Below are 17,840 nucleotides of genomic sequence, written 5' to 3'. Positions count from 1 at the left end.
TGATCAGAGCTGAATCAGCGTAATCAGTACGATAAGCGATGCGCGCCGCCTGTCATTGGCTGCCGTGCGTGGTAAAGTCTCGCGGTCAGACTACTCGCGGTAAACAAGGAGAGGCGACCCGTGGCGAAATACCAGCGCTTGATGGATGAGATTCAGCAGCAGATCGAGGCCGGCATCTGGCTGCCCGGCACCCGTTTACCGTCGCTGCGTCAGCAGGTCGCGCAGCAGGGTGTCAGCCTGATGACGGTGCTGCATGCCTATGAACTGCTGGAGAGTCAGGGCTGGATCGTCTCGCGTCCACAGTCAGGTTACTATGTGGCACCGCGCGCCTTAGCGCCCGCACCGCTCAGCGTGGCGATCAGCGAGCAGGTCGATATCAACGACTTTGTGTTTGATGTACTACAGGCCACGCGCGATCCCGCCATCGTGCCGTTTGGCTCCGCGTTCCCCGATCCGGCACTCTTTCCTCAGCGTCAGCTGATGCGTTCACTGGCGAACGTCTCTCATCATCTGACTCCAACCGATGCGCTGCACAATCTGCCGCCCGGCAACGCCACGCTGCGACAGCTGCTGGCGCAGCGCTATGCGCGTCAGGGCATCACCCTGTCGCCGGATGAAATTGTCATCACCAGCGGGGCGCTGGAGGCGCTGAACCTCAGCCTGCAATCCCTGACCGAGCCGGGCGACTATGTGGTGATTGAGCAACCGAGTTTTTATGGCGCGCTACAGGCGATTGAGCGGCTCAAGCTCAAGGCGCTGGCGATTCCGGTCGATGCAAAGCAGGGCATCGATCTCATCCAGCTGGAGGAGGCGCTGCAACGCTGGCCGGTAAAAGCCTGCTGGTTGATGACAACATTGCAGAATCCGCTGAGCGTAACGTTAACGCCGGAGCGCAAACAGCAACTGGTGGCGCTGCTGACGCGTTATCAGGTGCCGATGATTGAAGATGATGTTTATGCTGAACTCTGGGCGGGTGAGGCTGCGCCGCTGCCCGCCAAGGCCTGGGATCGGCAGGGAAACGTGTTGCACTGTGGCTCCTTTTCCAAGTCGCTGGTGGCGGGTTTTCGCGTCGGCTGGGTGGCGGCGGGACAGCATGCGCAGCGCATTCAGCGACTGCAGCTGATGAGCACGCTCTCAACCAGCGCACCGATGCAGCTGGCGCTGGCCGATTTTCTTGCCACGCGGCGTTACGACACCCATCTGAAGCGGCTGCGACAGATACTGGCGAAGCGACAGCAGATGGTGCGTCAGGCACTGCTGAAGGTGCTGCCGCCTCAGGCTACGGTCAGCGAAGCGCGCGGCGGCTATTTTCTCTGGGTGACGTTGCCGGACAGCATCAACACTACCCGGCTCTACCAGCAGGCGCTGGCTCAGGGGATCAGTATTGCACCGGGGCAGTTGTTTTCGGCAGGAGAGCAGTTCAGTCACTGCTTCAGACTGAATACCGCCTGGCCGTGGGATAGTCGGGCCGAGGCGGCAATAGCGACGCTGGGTCAGTTAATGGCGGAACCGCAGGCGGATTAGACGCGCGCCGCTTCCTGGTGGCCCCAGGTCAGGTAGTAGACATCATAAAAGTCCACTTCCCCTTTTTGCGTCAGCAGACGCTGGATACCGCTTTTTACCCGTTCCGGTGTTTCAGGCAGCGACAGAATGCGTGAGATAGCCTGTTCGCGCACCGGCTGAACGTAATACCACTCACCGTTGTAGCAGACACGCAGATCGAGCGCATCAATATCTTCAAAGCGATATTTCGGGTTGATATCGAGCAGCATCAGCACGCTCATTACCAGCACAAATGCGGTGGCAAACCAGAAGGCGGGCCAGCCGAGCATCTCGGTGGTGAATATCAGCGCCACGCACAGGCCGTAGCAGAGATACATAACTGCCCAGAGGCCGGGATGGTTCTTCAGAAACGAGAGGCTAAAGCGCGGCAGGTTGTCGCGACGTTCTTCGCGGTTAAGCGTGGCGATCTCGTCAATCAGGATTTGTTTAATAGCGTCCATTGGTTACCTCACTGTCATCTGTTAGCTATTACAACAGATAACAGTCAAGCATATCAGAAACAGATTTGTGCGATTTTTGTATAACAGTTTATCAAAAGACTGCCCTGGCATCGGGCTGCCGTATCTGCGTGCCGGGCCGCCTGACATTTTGCAACACTTTACCGCAGTAAGAACCGCTATCTGCCGCCGTACAGGCACGGTCTCGCCCTATTGTTAGCGACACATTTGGCTTTAGTCAGCAATATCAGTCAATTATCTCAGTTGTGTCGTCCGGCGCACATTGCATTGTGCCGCGGGTTTGCCACACTTATAAAAAAAGCGGAGAACCTGTATGCGTGCCTCATCCTCCAGTCTGATGTTAATGATGTCCTTTGCCGCAGGTACTTTTTCGGCCGGGGCCTCTGATAATCCTCAGCATCTGATGCTCGCCATTCCGTCGGGTGGCGTACCTAATAACCCGTTACCTCTGATTATCTGGCCGCGCGTGGTGCCGGAAGAGGAGGAGATCGCAGCGTGGTTTGAGAAAACGTTCGACGAAAACGGCTGGCCACCCGCCTGGCGCTATCCGATTTTCCCCTATACCCACTTCCATCCCAACACCCATGAACTGCTCGGCGTTGCGGAAGGCTGGGCGGAAGTGCTGTTTGGCGGCGACAGTGGCCGGATGGTCACCCTGCGCGCAGGCGATGCGGTGCTGATCCCGGCGGGTGTCGGTCATCGTCAGGTCAGTGCCAGCGACGATTTTATGGTGATCGGTGCCTATCCGCGTGGCATGTCGCCTGAGACGCTGCGCGACGAACCCGCGAAGCTGAAGATGGCGCAGGAGCAGGTGAAAAAAGTGCCGTTGCCGACCCAGGACCCGTTTACCGGCAAAGAGGGCGCGTTAACCGAAATCTGGCAGCCGATTGCCGCGATGCATTTACAGCAACAGATGGACCTGTAAACGCCGTTTCTGTCGCGAAATGATTAAGCGCGAGCCAGCCTCGCGCTCTGACCTTGCTGACTGTAAAACCTGCCTGAACGCCTGAGCTCAGGCGCTTATCCCAATCATTACACCATTGAACATTTGCTCGCCGCTGCCGATAACTCCCCTGATAAGATTAGTTATTCTTCTTAATACGCTTGTCTTCGCAGACCTTTTCCGCTTTAGTCTCGGCTCGCGATTAAGAACATTCCTAAGCCTTTACCGGGCTCCCGAGCAGCAGGCAAATAACAATGGATAATAACTCTGATGTCATGTATCGCATGCTGGTACAAAGCGTGATCGACTATGCGATCACCATGCTTAAACCGGACGGAACTGTCGCCAGCTGGAACGGCGGGGGTCTGCACGTCCTTGGTTACAGGCCAGACGAAATTATTGGACAGCACGCCGCCCTGTTTTACAACGAAGAGGATCGCCGTCGCGGTCAGCCGCAGCGCGAACTCGATATCGCCGCCACCACCGGACGTTACGAAAACGAAGGCTGGCGCTGCCGTAAAGATGGCAGCAGCTTCTGGGCACACGTGGTCATCTATCCCATCCGCGACGAGACCGCTCAGCTGATTGGATTTGCTGCGGTCTGCCGTGACTGCACCCGGCAGCAGGAGCAGCAGCGCAAAGAGCGGGAGCAGGAGATGCGTTTCCGCCTGCTGGTGGAGGGCGTCACCGATTACGCCATCTACATGCTCGATCAGGACGGTAACGTAGTGAACTGGAACGCCGGCGCACAGCGGGCCAAAGGCTATGTGGCGGAAGAGATTGTCGGCCAGCATTTTTCCCGTTTCTACAGCGCACAGGATCGACTCAATCATATCCCCAGCCAGAACCTGCAAACTGCCTATCGCACCGGCCGTTTTGAAGATGAGGGCTGGCGCTACCGCAAAGATGGCAGCGCGTTCTGGGCACATGTGGTGATCGACACGATCCGTGACGATCAGGGCAAGCTGCTGGGCTATGCCAAAATCACCCGTGACTGCACTGAACAGCAGCGTGTCCGCAGCGAGCAGCGCGAGCAGGAGCAGCGTTTTCGCCTGCTGGTTGAGGGCGTAACGGATTACGCCATCTATATGCTTGATACCGACGGCGTGGTTGTGAACTGGAATGCCGGCGCACAGCGCGCCAAAGGTTACAAAGCGGAAGAAGTGGTCGGTCAGCACTTCTCGCTGTTTTACAGTGCTCAGGAGCGGCTGAACAGGACACCGGAAGCTAATCTCGGTATCGCGCTGAAAACCGGTCGTTTTGAAGATGAGGGCTGGCGCTACCGTAAAGATGGCAGCGCGTTCTGGGCGCATGTGGTTATCGACGCGATCCATGATGATGACGGTAAGCTGATCGGTTTCGCCAAGATCACCCGCGACCGCACGGAAGGCCGTGAGCAGGAGCAGCAGATCCTGCGCGCCCGTGATCTGGCCGAAGCGCAGAGCACGCAGAAAACCGCCTTGTCTAAATTTCTGGACAACATCATTGCCAACATTCCCTCCTGCGTGATTGTTGAAGATGCGATTACCCGCGAGATCCTGCTGGTGAATGACCGCACCCAGCAGCTGTTTGGCCTGTCGAAAGCACTGATCGTCAACAAGCGTCCGCACGAATGCATGTCGCCTGAGCTTAGTGACTATTTTAACAATCTGGCGGACGTTGCACTGCGCAGTGAGGGCATGCATGAGCGTGAGCAGTTACTTATGACTGCCAGCGGCGAACGCATTCTGCATACCCGCGCCACCGCGATTAATGGCCAGGATGCGCGCCGCAACTACCTGATGCTGCTGGTGGAAGATGTCACCGACCAGCGCGCCGCCGATGCCCGTATTCACCATATGGCGCACCACGACAACCTGACCAGCCTGCCGAACCGCATGCTGTTCCGCCAGCGGCTGAGTGAGGCGTTGCGCACTGCGAGCCAGACGCAGCGCCAGACCGCCGCGCTGTGCCTTGATCTGGATAACTTCAAAAATGTGAACGATGCGCTGGGCCATCAGATTGGCGATGAGCTGCTGCGCAGCGTGGCTAAGCGTCTTCGAAACACGCTGCGCGATCAGGATACGCTGGCGCGCATTGGTGGCGATGAGTTCGCTATCGTGCTGCCCTCGGTAGCAAACAGTGAGGAGGCGAGCATTGTGGCGCAGCGTCTGATCGAGGCGATTCGTCCGCCGGTTAACGTTGAAGGTCATAATCTGTCGGTCGGGCTGAGCGTGGGTATTGCACTCAGCACCACCATCACCAATACGCCGGAGCAGCTGTTGCGCTGTGCGGATATGGCGCTGTATGAAGCCAAACGTAATGGCCGTAACCGCTATGAGCACTTTACGCTGGAGATGGATGATGTGGCACGCAGCCGACGCCTGATTGAAAACGATCTGCGCGATGCGATCAGCGGCGGGCATTTGCGGCTCTACTATCAGCCTATTACCAATGGCGATCACCGCACGATTATTGGCTATGAAGCGCTGATGCGCTGGCATCATCCTATCCGCGGGCTGATTATGCCCAACGACTTCATCCCGATTGCGGAAGAGACCGGCCTGATTCATATGCTGGGAGCCTTTGCGCTCTATGAAGCCTGTCGTGAAGCGGCGAGCTGGGAAGGGGAGCAGTCAGTCTCGGTCAACCTCTCACCGCTGCAGTTTAAAAACAGCTCGCTGGTGCCGGTGGTTGAAGGTGCGCTGAAAGAGTCGGGTCTCGATCCGGCGCGACTGGAAGTCGAAATCACCGAATCGGTGCTGCTGGATGACTCGCTGGGGAATATCCGTACCCTGCAGAATCTCAAGGCGCTGGGCGTACAGATTGCGCTGGATGATTTCGGCACCGGCTATTCGTCGCTGAGCTATCTGCGTTCCTTCCCATTCGACAAAATCAAAATCGACAAATCGTTTATCAACGATATGGGCGACAGCCGCGAGGCGCTGGCGATAATCCGCGCGATTACCGGCATGAGCCGCAGTCTGGATATCCAGATTACCGCTGAAGGCGTGGAGAGCGATGAGCAGTTCACGAAGCTGCGCGATGAGGGCTGTACGCTGTTTCAGGGCTTCCTGTTCGGACGACCTCAGCCGTCGGAGCTGCGGCTGAAAACGCTGGGTTAATCCGCGCCGGGTTAATCATAAAGGCCATGCTGCTGAACCGGCGCATGGCTGAGATTATCGCGGATACGGCGCACCGACTCGCGCACCACCAGCCTGCCGTTCAGCAGCAGGCTGCCGGTGGGTGTGCCGGGATTCAGCCGCATCTCCTGCAGCATTCTCACTGCCGCTGCGCCCAGCTCATCACGTGGCACCTGCACCGAGGTCAGCGGAATATCGTGGATAGCGGCCAGGTTAAACCCATCCATGCTCATCACTGAAATATCCTGTGGCACCCGTAATCCGGCCTGCTCCAGCGCAGTGACCGCCCCAGCGGCGATGTAATCCCCGCTGGCGAGAATCGCCGTCGGACGCAGTGCGTCAGGGCAGTGGCGCAGATAGTCACCCAGCCGTTCCGCCGCCTCATTGCTGCTGAAGCTGTTCAGGGTCAGCAGGTGCTGGCGGCTGTCGAAGCGCAGATTCATGGCGTGCCAGGCGTCGCGCACCCCCTGAAGACGCTGCTCCATGGTATAGCGGCGCAGGCAGTGCAGCGACAGGATCTGGCGGTGTCCCTGCTCAAACAGATAGCGCGCGGAGAATTCACCAATCAGCTGATGATGCGGCGAGACTGAAGGCAGGCGCATCCGGCGATCGAGGGCATTGATCAGCACGCAGGGTTTGTTCATCTCCGCCGCCAGCTGATGAATATGCTCATCATCAATGCCGATCAGCAGGGCGGCTTCGGTCTGCTGCATCTTATCGATAAACAGCGCGGCATCACTTTCCACCTCTTCCAGCGGACAGTAGCGCAGCCGCACCTCATGTGGCTCCACCGCCTGGCTTATCCCCTGAATCACCTTGTAGTAGAAAATGTCACTGCGTACGTCAAAGGCGCGCGGCGGGGCGAAGACCATCAGGTTATTCAGCAGGAGGCGACCGCTGTGCAGGTTATCCAGCACGCCCTGCTGCTGCGCCACGGCCAGCACTTTGTCCCGCGTCGCGGGTCGGGTATTCGCTTTCCCCGCCAGCACCCGCGACACCGTACTGATCGAGACACCGCTCAGCGCCGCAATCTCACCGATTTTCAGCCTTTGTTTCATTCTGTGATCGCCTTCAAATCTGCCAATGAAAAATTTTTCATAGCCTGCTGAATCGCGTCAGATAAGCGTTTCAGTGCCATTTTCTGTCGGGATCCAGCCTGCCATGAAAACTGTTGCAAAAAAGTGGCTGTACCCACGTTTCACACTTTTTTAAGTTCGATAAAAGGACACGCGGTACGCCAGCAGGCGGTGTGCGTCATCAATGGCAATCAGGAGTGGCACAATGAGCCTCGAATCAACAACCAAACCCATCAGTGCATCACGCACGGTGCGCGTGATTAAAAATTTACGCTGGTGGATGCTGGGAATGTTCCTGCTGGGTGTGACCGTCAACTACATCACCCGTAACTCCCTCGGCATCCTGGCACCGGAACTGAAAACCAGTCTGAACATGACCACCGAACAGTATTCGTGGGTCGTAGCCGCATTTCAGCTCGCCTATACCCTGTTTCAGCCGATTTGCGGCTGGCTGATCGATGTAATCGGACTGAAGATGGGCTTCCTGATCTGCGCGCTGATCTGGTCGGTAACCTGTCTGCTGCACGCCGGTGCGGGAAGCTGGCTGCATCTGGCGCTGCTGCGTTTTGTCATGGGTGCTTCCGAAGCGGCGGCCACGCCTGCTAACGCCAAAGCGATCGGTGACTGGTTTCCGAAAAAGGAGCGTCCGGTTGCGGCGGGCTGGGCGGGCGTCGGCTTTTCGATTGGTGCGATGCTGGCGCCACCGATTATCTATGTTGCCCACATTACCTTTGGCTGGCAGGGCGCATTTCTGCTGACCGGCGGCCTGGGCCTGCTGTGGGTGGGACTCTGGTGGTGGGGCTATCACTCGCCGGAGAGTCATCCCCGTCTTTCCGATGATGAACGCGCCTTTATTAACCAGGATAACGAGGCGATTGGTGAAAAGCTGCCGTTCTTCACCGCGCTGAAAGTGATTGGTAAAGAGAAGAAATTCTACGGCATCGCCATTCCGGCCTTTCTGGCTGAGCCCGCCTGGGCGGTGCTGAGCTTCTGGGTGCCGCTCTATCTTGCCAACGAGCGCGGCATGGATCTTAAACAGATCGTGATGTTCGCCTGGCTGCCATTTCTGGCCGCCGACCTCGGCAGCGTTGCCAGCGGCTATCTGACCCGAATCTATGTGCGCTGGTTTGGCATGACCCGCGTGAATTCCATTGTTGCAAGTTCGGTGACCGGCGCACTGCTGATGCTCTCACTGGCGCTGATGACGCTGGTGAAAGATCCCTGGCTGGCGATCGCCCTGATCTCCGTCGGCGGCTTCGGTCATCAGGTGATCTCCTGCATGCTGAGCGCGCTGGTAGTAGAGCGTTTTGATCGCCGCCAGATGGCTACAGTCAACGGCATGCGCGGCTCCTGCGCCTGGATCGCCAGCTTTATCTTCTCGCTGATTATTGGTGTGACCGCCGATACCATCGGCTTTAATCCGCTGTTTGTGGCGATGGGCATCTTTGACCTGATTGGTGCCGTTTTCCTGGTGATGCTGATCGCCGAACGCCGCCAGCGCCCTGCTAACCCATAAGGATATCGCGATGAAAACCCTGAAGAACTGGACGCTGCATCAGCAGGCCGATCACTTTGTTGAACTCAAGGTCGACGATCGACATTTCCTGCGACTTTATGTACTGGAAGAGAAGCTGATGCGTGTGCTGCTGAAGCGCGACGGTGATCTGGCGCTGAACCGCACCTGGAGCATTGCGCCTGAGCATGATGTGCCCTGGCAGGGACGTGACCGCGAGGCGCTGGATGGCTTTACGCTGCCCGCATTTCAGGTGGATCACGATGCGCAGCAGCTGCGCATCAGCACACCACAGTTGCGGGTGACGGTGCATCAGCCGCTCTGCCTGAGCTGGGAGCAGTTTGATGGTGTCAGCTGGCAGCCGCTGACCGCCGATCGTCATACCGGTGCCTATCTGCTCAATGCGCACGGCGACGGCGTCGAGCACTATCAGCGTCGTCAGCCGCAGGATCGGGTGTATGGTCTGGGCGAGAAGAGTGGCGACCTGAACCGCGTTAACCGGCGGTTTGAGATGCGTAATCTCGATGCGATGGGCTATAACGCCGCCAGCACCGATCCGCTCTATAAACATATTCCGTTTACCCTGACGCAGCGCGATGGCGTCAGCTTTGGCCTGTTTTATGACAACCTCAGCAGCAGCTGGCTCGATCTGGGGAATGAGCTGGATAACTACCATCTGCCTTATCGCCGTTACCGCGCCGAGGCGGGCGATCTCGATTACTACATGATGCTCGGGCCGACGCTGCTTGATGTCACCAAAGCCTTTGTGCGCCTGACCGGTCGCACGCTTTTTCAGCCAAAGTGGAGCCTGGGCTACAGCGGTTCTACCATGCACTACACCGACGCGCCGGACGCACAGCAGCAGCTGCAATCCTTTATCCGCCTGTGTCGCGAGCATGAAATTCCCTGCGACTCGTTCCAGCTCTCTTCCGGTTACACCTCGATCAATAACAAACGCTATGTCTTCAACTGGAACTACGACAAAGTTCCGAATCCCAACGCGCTGAGTGATGCCTTTCATCGTGCCGGAATGAAGCTGGCGGCCAACATCAAGCCCTGTCTGCTGCAGGATCACCCGCGTTACCAGGAAGTGGCGTCAAAGGGGCTATTTATTCGTGACTCGGAACAGGATCGCCCGGAGCGTTCGGTGTTCTGGGATGATGAGGGATCGCACCTTGATTTCACCCATCCGCAGGCGGTGCGCTGGTGGCAGGAAAATGTCACGCAGCAGCTGCTGGAGAAGGGCATTGATTCAACCTGGAACGATAACAACGAATATGAGGTGTGGGATGGCGAAGCGCGCTGTCACGGTTTTGGTCAGCCGATCGCCATCAAGCATATCCGGCCGGTGATGCCGCTGCTGATGATGCGCGCCTCGATGGAAGCGCAGCAGCAGTTTGCGCCAGACAAACGTCCTTATCTGATCTCCCGCTCCGGCTGCGCCGGGATGCAGCGTTATGTGCAGACCTGGAGCGGCGATAACCGCACCAGCTGGCAGACTCTGCGTTACAACATCCGCATGGGGCTAGGGATGAGCCTGTCCGGGCTGTTTAATGTCGGACACGATGTCGGCGGCTTCTCAGGCGACAAGCCGGATGCCGAACTATTTGTGCGCTGGGTTCAGAATGGCGTAATGCATCCGCGCTTTACTATCCATTCGTGGAATGACGATCACACCGTGAACGAGCCGTGGATGTACCCGGAGGTCACGCCAATGATCCGCGAAGCGATCCGCCTGCGCTATCGTCTGATGCCTTACCTCTATAACCTCGCGTGGCAGGCCAGCGCGGAAGATGAGCCGATGCTGCGTCCGACCTTCCTCGATCATGAGCAGGATCCGCTGACGTATGAGGAGTGTGATGATTTTATGCTGGGACGCGATCTGCTGGTCGCCAGCGTCGTGGAGCAGGGCGCGCGCAGCCGTGAAGTCTATCTGCCACGCAACCAGGGCGGCTGGTATGACTGGCACAGCGGCAGGGCGTTTGCGGGCGGCGAAACGGTTATGCTGGATGCGCCGCTGGATCGGCTGCCCTTGCTGGTGCGAGCCGGTGCGATCATCCCGCTGGGCGAATGCGAAAGCACCACCGATGCGCGACGCGACAGGGTGCGGCAGTGGCAGTTATGGCCCGCACCGGAAGGTGTAACCACTCAGGGCGAAATGTTTGACGATGATGGTGAGAGCCATGGCTGGCAGCAGGGCAATGCGTTGTGGCTGGGCTGGACGTTGTGCAGCAGCGCGAGCCGAATCGACCTGACGGTGGAAAAACGCGGCGACTATCAGCCTGCCTGGCGGGAGATCGCGCTGTTACTGCCTGCGGGTGAACGTCGTGAGCTGTGGGTGAACGGCGAGAAAGCGGCGAGTTACCGGCTGGAATAGCGGTGGCGTGATGGCCGTTAGACGGAAATAAGTTCGGCCCCGGAGAGGGGCCGACGAGGAAGCTGGCAAAAGCGGGTCCGCTGCCAAACCGTGCCTGCACAGGAAATACGGTCAGATCGGAAAGACGCTCAAGCCAGTCCCCGGGCGCTCTACCCGCGTGAATTCGCATCTCATCCCTGAGGTGCGCCCGTAGCCGGACCAACGCGTTGCGTTGTTCAAAAACGCCTGGCGTTTTTGTCCCTGGCGCGGGACGCTTTCCTCCTCTGACCATATTCCCTGCTATCCTGGCTTTATCATTGCTTCCAGATAACTGATTAGGGAATTGTCAGTGGTCTTAATCGGTTGAGAGGCCCGAAAAATATTATTCTGCGTGGTTTTCGGTGCTCATGCGGCCCAGATCTTTATCGACCAGGAACAGACCGTTGCCGCTGTTGCTGACCAGCGCCAGTTTATCCAGCACGGTTTTGAACAGCTTCTCTTCTTCGTGCTGCTCGGCAACATACCACTGCAGGAAGTTAAAGGTAGAGTAATCCTGTGACGTCATAGCAGCGTGAGCCAGCTCATTGATTTTGCTGGTGATCAGCTGCTCATGCTCCAGCGCCTGCTGCAGGATTTCATTCAGCGAGGTGAAAGAAACCGGTGGCGCAGCGATAGTGCCCAGCACCGGCATCGCGCCGGTATCGCTCAGGTAATCAAACAGACGCTGCATATGCTGCATCTCTTCGCGTGAATGCATCTTCAGGAAGGAAGCGGCACCCTCAAAGCCTTTGTCGCTGCACCAGGCGCTCATTTGCAGATAAAGATTGGCAGAGAAGAATTCCAGGTTCAGCTGGTCGTTTAAACGCCCAGTCATTTCAGCAGTCAGCATGGCCGAGTCCTTTTAAGAAGATGTTAAATAAACAGGTGGAAGCGGTGAATTATGCATCATACATGTTAGTAAAGTGAAGCCTTTTCCGCAAAATAAGCTAATTTATCTGATTGATTTAAATAGAATTATTTCGGAAATTGAATGCGAGCAATTCTCATTCTGTATCACGGCTATCAGGCAACAACGTCAGGCGAATCAGCACCATGATAGTGCGGGCGATGGTTATTTTGCTGGTGCAATAAGTCGCTGTAACAGACGAAATATTCGCAATCTGATGCCGTCCCGAAAATATCACCGGGTGGTCTGAAAAATAAATTTCAGAGCGTGATAAGAGGTATAGCGTGGATTAAATGTCCTGCGTGGGGAAATAAGGTGTTAACAATCTCTCTCTTAGCGGCTCTGGCATAAATCCTGCTTAGAACTGAGTTCCATATATTGAAACTTGCTACGGCAGGGAACAGGCGGCAGACCATGTTATCAGGAGAAAGTAATGTCAGATGAGAGTGTGGTTAATCCGGTAAAAATGACGGCGACCAGAGGCAGTTATATCGCATTAATTTTTGCCATTCTGTTTTTTTCAGGGTTGTTTTATAACGTCGAGGGCCTTAAATGGCTGGGGGCGTTTGACTTCACTACGCTGGGCGGCAGCTTCGGCACCATGAAAGATCCCGCCAGCAACACCTTTGTCGGCGCAGGCGGACTCAGTGCTAAAGCGGGCTTCCTGTTTGCCCTGTCGCTGACGCCCACGGTAATGCTGGCGCTGGGCGTGCTCGAAATCTTTACCCACTATGGTGCGATTCGCGCGGCACATCGCTTGCTGACACCGCTGCTTAAGCCGCTGATGGGCCTGCCGGGCCGTTGCGGTCTGGCGTTAATCACTGACCTGCAAAGCACCGACGCGGGCGCGGCATTAACAAAAGAGATGGCTGATCAGAAACTGATTGGCAAAAAAGAGCTGGTGGTGATGAGTGCCTGGCAATATTCCGGTGCGGGATTAATCAATAATTACTTCGCCATCGGTTCAGCGCTGTTCGCCTCTATGACGCTGCCGATTATTATTCCGCTGTTATTAATGTTCGTGCTGAAATTTATCGGTGCGGCAATAACGCGCGCTGTGTTAAACAGTGTTTATAAGAAGGATTTCGCCGATGGAAAATAAAATTGCGACCTGCAGTAATCCGTTCGATGTGTTTGTGACTGGCGCACGCAAAGGCTTTCACATCGCCATTCACAACCTGATGCCGAATGTGGTGATGGCCTATGTGCTGGCGGAAGTGCTGAACCTGCTCGGTATTATGCAGTTCCTTGGACATGCCTTTGCGCCGGTGATGGGGCTGTTCGGCCTGCCGGGCGAGGCGATTACCGTGCTGCTTACCGCCTGGCTTTCATCGTCGGCGGGCACTGGCGTTGCGGTAAGCCTGCTGACCAAAGGGCTGCTGACCGGCGCGGATATTACTATTCTGGCACCGGCGATTTTCCTGATGGGATCGCAACTGCAATATATGGGGCGGCTGCTGGGTGTGGCCGATGTGCCCAAAAAATACTGGCCGCTGCTGATGCTGGTGAGCATCATCAACGCGCTGATCGCGATGTCTGTTATGCGTCTGTTTATTCAGGAGTAACGCTGTGTCTAAGGTATTAGAGCATTATCACTATCTGCACGAAATTCCGGAGCTGGGCTTTCAGGAGATAAAGACCTCGGCCTACATCGCCGATCAGCTGGAGAAAGCGGGCCTGAAGGTAACGCGCAACATCAGTAACACCACCGGCATCGTGGCGGAGATCGACAGCGGGGTGCCGGGGCCGGTGCTGGCGCTGCGCGCGGATATGGATGCGCTGGGGCACATCATTGATGGCGTGCCGTGTGCGCGCCACACCTGCGGTCACGACGGTCACTCTTCGGTCGTGCTGACGACGGCGACGGCTCTGCTGCAGGAGGGCGTGGTGAAACGTGGCCGGCTGAAGATCCTGTTCCAGCCTGCCGAGGAGCTGGGCGCCGGTGCGCTCTCAATGATCGAAGGCGGCGCACTGGATGATGTGGAGATGATTCTGGGCTTCCATCTGCGTCCGCTGGAGGAGTGCGTGGTCGGCCAGGCAGTGCCTGCCGTGCTCTACTCCGCCTGCAGCACGCTGGAAGCGACCATCAAAGGTCAGCCCGCCCATGCGGCGCGACCGCATCTTGGCATCAATGCGCTGGATGCGGCCGCGCAGGCGGTTCAGGCCGTCAATGCCCTCCATCTGTCCCCGGGCCTGACATGGAGCGTCAAAGCGACCCGCTTCCTGTGCGATGCGGGTGTCACCAACTCGGTACCGGATGAAGCCCGCGTGGTGTGGGATCTGCGTTCGCAGGAGAACGGGCCGATGACGCAGCTGAAAGAGCAGGTCACGCGCGCCATTACTCACAGCGTCGCGGCACTGGGAGCCACCGCCGAGGTTCGCGTGCTGAAAGAGATGCCGGCTGCCGAGATTGATGATGACGCGACGGCGGTGATCCGCGCGGCCATCGTTGAAGTGCTGGGTGAAGAGGGCGCACTGCCGACCCGCACCACGCCAGGCAGCGAGGACTTTTTCTACTATCCCGTGAAGCGTCCGGGTGTGAAGGCGGGCTTCTGGGGGCTGGGCACCAACCTGACGCCAGGGCTGCATCATCCCGATATGCGTTTTGATCTCAGCTCGCTGGAGATTGGTGTGCAGATCTTCAAAGCCTGCGTCAGAAAAGTACTGGGATAACAGAGTGGGGGCGGGTGCAGACCCGCCCGACTCTGTTGCCGCCTCCGCTATTCTCCGATTCTCCGCCCCTGAAATCCTGCCCCTTCCCTGTAGGCCGCGCGCGCAAAATATTGTATGCTATGCCGCCTTAAAGCTGACCAGGTAACCGGACTTCACGCCAATGTAACTTCGCGCTGACCCGCCAACGATGAAAGATCGTTTTTGGCACCGTTTACCCGCCGGTAAGGTTCTGCCGGCCACCGTGATTTATCAGCAGCGCCAGTATGTTGCGCTGCCTATTGAGAAGAATTCCATGTCTAATCCCTTTTTAGAAGAGGTGGCACGCCGCCGCACCTTCGCGATCATTTCGCACCCGGATGCCGGTAAAACCACCATTACCGAAAAAGTGTTGCTGTTCGGACAGGCTATCCAGACCGCCGGTACCGTAAAAGGCCGTGGCTCTAACCAGCACGCCAAGTCGGACTGGATGGAGATGGAGAAACAGCGTGGTATCTCTATTACCACCTCGGTGATGCAGTTTCCTTACCGCGATAGCCTGGTAAACCTGCTGGATACCCCAGGTCACGAAGATTTCTCGGAAGATACCTACCGTACGCTGACCGCCGTTGACTGCTGTCTGATGGTGATCGATGCCGCGAAAGGCGTTGAGGATCGTACCCGCAAGCTGATGGAAGTTACCCGCCTGCGCGATACGCCGATCCTGACTTTTATGAACAAACTTGACCGTGACATCCGTGATCCGATGGAAGTGCTGGATGAGGTGGAAAGCGAGCTGAAAATTGCCTGCGCACCGATCACCTGGCCAATCGGCTGCGGCAAGCTGTTCAAAGGGGTTTATCACCTCTACAAAGATGAGACCTATCTCTACCAGACCGGTAAAGGCCACACCATTCAGGATGTCCGCGTCGTGAAGGGGCTGAACAATCCGGACCTCGACACCGCAGTCGGTGACGATCTGGCGGCACAGTTGCGTGAAGAGCTGGAGCTGGTGCAGGGTGCATCGCACGAGTTTGAGCAGGAAGCCTTCCTGAACGGCCAACTGTCGCCGGTCTTCTTCGGCACCGCGCTGGGTAACTTTGGCGTAGACCATATGCTGGATGGCCTGGTGGCATGGGCGCCACGTCCGATGCCACGCGATACCGACACCCGCACGGTAGAAGCGAAAGAAGAGAAGTTCACCGGCTTCGTGTTTAAGATCCAGGCCAACATGGACCCGAAACATCGCGACCGTGTGGCCTTTATGCGTGTGGTCTCCGGTAAATATGAAAAAGGGATGAAGCTGCGTCAGGTACGTACTGGCAAAGATGTGGTGATTTCCGATGCCCTGACCTTTATGGCGGGCGACCGTTCACACGTTGAAGAAGCTTATCCTGGCGATATCATCGGTCTGCATAACCACGGCACCATACAGATTGGCGACACCTTTACGCAGGGTGAAAACATGAAGTTCACCGGTATTCCGAACTTCGCGCCAGAGCTGTTCCGTCGTATTCGTCTGCGCGATCCGCTGAAGCAGAAACAGCTGCTGAAAGGGCTGGTTCAGCTGTCGGAAGAGGGTGCAGTGCAGGTGTTCCGTCCGGTGCATAACAACGATCTGATCGTGGGCGCGGTCGGGGTACTGCAGTTCGATGTGGTGGTGGCACGTCTGAAAAGCGAATATAACGTCGAAGCGATCTACGAAGCGATTAACGTCTCAACGGCGCGCTGGGTTGAATGTGACGATGCTAAAAAGTTTGAGGACTTCCAGCGTAAAAACGAAGTTAACCTGGCGCTCGATGGCGGTGATAATTTGACTTATATCGCGCCAACCATGGTGAATCTTAATATTACCCAGGAACGTTACCCTGACGTCCGTTTCCGTAAAACACGCGAGCACTAATCGCCTGTTTCCGGGCCATTCCAGCAGGGAGTGGCCCTGATTTCCTCGCTCCAGACTCCTCCTAAAAAACCCTTTTTTCTTCTGTTTTGACGTGTGATCAACCAGTTAGCCAGGCAAATCGCAAAATGCCGTCTATGATTATTCTATCGGACGGCGGAAGAGACTTCTCTTGTCCTTACGTCCTGTAACGCAGCGGCATATGTGCCTCTGTTTCGCCCACAGTTTTGGGTGAGTTAACTGATAGAAGGAAGATATCGATGAACAAGACTAAGATTGCTAAAACCCTGATGGCCGCAATGATTGGCTCAGCACTGATCAGCGGCAGCGCACTGGCTGACGAATCTATGTCGCAGAAAGCGTCACAGACAGCCGACAGCGCGGGTTCGAAAATCGATAGTTCTATGAAAAAAGTCGATGGTTATATGGATGACAGCGGCATCACCGCCAAAGCCAAAGCGGCACTGGTGGATGATGACGCTATTAAAAGTACGGATATCTCGGTAAAAACGCATAGTGGCGTCGTGACCTTAAGCGGTTTCGTCACCTCACAGGATCAGGCTGAAAAGGCTGTGGCAGTGGTGCAGAAAATCGAAGGTGTTAAATCCGTCAGCGACAAACTACACGTCAGAGACAGCAAAACCTCTTCAGTGAAAGGTTATGCCGGCGATGCCGCTACAACCAGCGAAATTAAAGCTAAGCTGTTAGCAGATGACATTGTTCCGTCGCGCAACGTTAAAGTTGAGACTACCGACGGTGTTGTTCAGCTTTCAGGGCATGTTGCTAATCAGGCACAGTCAGATCGTGCAGAAAGCATCGCGAAAGCCATTGAAGGCGTGAAAAGCGTTAAGAATGACCTGACGGTTAAATCTTAAGCTTGCAAGCGGCCACTCTGGTGGCCGCTTGTATAAAAACACCCATCCGGGGATTAAATAAGCAGTTCGATTTTAAATAGGGTAAGGAGAGGCTTATGTTTCGTTGGGGCATTATTTTTCTGGTGATCGCACTGATCGCTGCAGCATTAGGTTTTGGCGGTTTAGCGGGCACAGCAGCATGGGCAGCTAAAGTTGTCTTCGTCGTTGGTATTATCCTGTTCCTCATCAGCCTGTTTACCGGCCGTAAAAAGCTTTAGCCGATGAGTCCTGCAGCGTAATGCAACGCAAAGCATAGAGCGGAGACCAGTCATCTGTAGCGACTGACGTGAAGAGAAGGACACCTTCACATCGCTGCGATGGCAAGCCAGTTCAGCTGGCCTGCCGGTTAAAGGAATAGATGACTGGTTCTCCGGAATGCTGCTGTCTTTAACGGATCCCT

Annotated in this window: 14 protein-coding genes; 11 read left to right on the top strand and 3 right to left on the bottom strand. The window is 56.4% G+C overall.

Annotation, left to right across the window (positions count from 1 at the left end):
* The first annotated feature begins 120 nt into the window (after positions 1 to 120).
* Positions 121 to 1,524 carry a PLP-dependent aminotransferase family protein gene (locus tag NIM72_RS09185; protein WP_161732723.1) on the top strand — a complete coding sequence of 468 codons (1,404 nt, stop codon included), beginning with the start codon at positions 121 to 123 and terminating at the stop codon, positions 1,522 to 1,524.
* On the opposite strand, the gene NIM72_RS09180 is transcribed toward NIM72_RS09185, so the two are convergent.
* Positions 1,521 to 2,003: a YlaC family protein gene (locus NIM72_RS09180; protein ID WP_013359026.1), complete on the bottom strand. Its 483-nt coding sequence runs from the start codon at positions 2,001 to 2,003 to the stop codon at positions 1,521 to 1,523. The genes NIM72_RS09185 and NIM72_RS09180 overlap by 4 nt on opposite strands.
* Positions 2,004 to 2,334: 331 nt before the next feature.
* Between NIM72_RS09180 and NIM72_RS09175 the strand changes: the two genes are divergently transcribed.
* Positions 2,335 to 2,946, top strand: a complete 612-nt coding sequence (locus NIM72_RS09175; RefSeq protein ID WP_161732719.1) for a cupin domain-containing protein — start codon at positions 2,335 to 2,337, stop codon at positions 2,944 to 2,946.
* 272 nt (positions 2,947 to 3,218) lie between these two features.
* Positions 3,219 to 6,068, top strand: coding sequence for a bifunctional diguanylate cyclase/phosphodiesterase (locus NIM72_RS09170; RefSeq protein WP_161732717.1), 2,850 nt, complete (start codon positions 3,219 to 3,221; stop codon positions 6,066 to 6,068).
* Between the two features lie 11 nt (positions 6,069 to 6,079).
* Here NIM72_RS09170 and NIM72_RS09165 read toward each other — a convergent pair whose 3' ends face one another.
* On the bottom strand, positions 6,080 to 7,144 hold the full coding sequence (locus NIM72_RS09165; RefSeq protein WP_161732715.1) for a LacI family DNA-binding transcriptional regulator: 1,065 nt from the start codon (positions 7,142 to 7,144) through the stop codon (positions 6,080 to 6,082).
* Between the two features lie 223 nt (positions 7,145 to 7,367).
* Between NIM72_RS09165 and NIM72_RS09160 the strand changes: the two genes are divergently transcribed.
* Together NIM72_RS09160 and NIM72_RS09155 are read left to right on the top strand one after the other, a co-directional pair.
* Positions 7,368 to 8,678 (top strand): MFS transporter, encoded by a 1,311-nt coding sequence (locus NIM72_RS09160; protein WP_253420050.1) that lies wholly within the window; start codon positions 7,368 to 7,370, stop codon positions 8,676 to 8,678.
* A 10-nt stretch (positions 8,679 to 8,688) separates the two neighbouring features.
* Complete coding sequence (locus NIM72_RS09155) at positions 8,689 to 11,052, top strand: glycoside hydrolase family 31 protein (protein WP_253420047.1); 2,364 nt, start codon at positions 8,689 to 8,691, stop codon at positions 11,050 to 11,052.
* A 361-nt stretch (positions 11,053 to 11,413) separates the two neighbouring features.
* On the opposite strand, the gene ftnA is transcribed toward NIM72_RS09155, so the two are convergent.
* Positions 11,414 to 11,920, bottom strand: a complete 507-nt coding sequence (ftnA, locus tag NIM72_RS09150; protein WP_033733871.1) for a non-heme ferritin — start codon at positions 11,918 to 11,920, stop codon at positions 11,414 to 11,416.
* A gap of 490 nt (positions 11,921 to 12,410) precedes the next feature.
* Here ftnA and NIM72_RS09145 point away from each other — a divergent pair, with 490 nt between their 5' ends.
* The 6 genes from NIM72_RS09145 (at position 12,411) to NIM72_RS09120 (ending at position 17,658) form a co-directional block, all read left to right on the top strand.
* A complete protein-coding gene (locus NIM72_RS09145) occupies positions 12,411 to 13,079 on the top strand; it encodes a nucleoside recognition domain-containing protein (protein WP_161732709.1) in 669 nt (222 codons plus the stop codon).
* Positions 13,069 to 13,542 (top strand): YjiG family protein, encoded by a 474-nt coding sequence (locus NIM72_RS09140; protein ID WP_161732707.1) that lies wholly within the window; start codon positions 13,069 to 13,071, stop codon positions 13,540 to 13,542. Before NIM72_RS09145 ends, NIM72_RS09140 begins: the two co-directional genes overlap by 11 nt.
* A 4-nt stretch (positions 13,543 to 13,546) precedes the next feature.
* The gene (locus tag NIM72_RS09135) at positions 13,547 to 14,650 is read left to right on the top strand and encodes an amidohydrolase (protein ID WP_253420044.1); all 1,104 of its coding nucleotides are present in this window, start codon (positions 13,547 to 13,549) and stop codon (positions 14,648 to 14,650) included.
* Between the two features lie 292 nt (positions 14,651 to 14,942).
* A complete protein-coding gene (prfC, locus tag NIM72_RS09130; protein WP_222925452.1) occupies positions 14,943 to 16,529 on the top strand; it encodes a peptide chain release factor 3 in 1,587 nt (528 codons plus the stop codon).
* Between the two features lie 257 nt (positions 16,530 to 16,786).
* Positions 16,787 to 17,401, top strand: coding sequence for a molecular chaperone OsmY (osmY, locus tag NIM72_RS09125; protein WP_161732703.1), 615 nt, complete (start codon positions 16,787 to 16,789; stop codon positions 17,399 to 17,401).
* 95 nt (positions 17,402 to 17,496) lie between these two features.
* Positions 17,497 to 17,658, top strand: coding sequence for a DUF1328 domain-containing protein (locus NIM72_RS09120; RefSeq protein WP_003848537.1), 162 nt, complete (start codon positions 17,497 to 17,499; stop codon positions 17,656 to 17,658).
* The last annotated feature ends 182 nt before the right edge of the window (positions 17,659 to 17,840 follow it).

Origin of the sequence: Pantoea sp. B550, assembly GCF_024158165.1 — a bacterium.
Classification (GTDB): Bacteria; Pseudomonadota; Gammaproteobacteria; order Enterobacterales; family Enterobacteriaceae; genus Pantoea; species Pantoea alfalfae.
The sequence above is the reverse complement of the archived record's forward strand: the minus strand, read 5'-3'. Positions and strand labels throughout refer to the sequence as shown.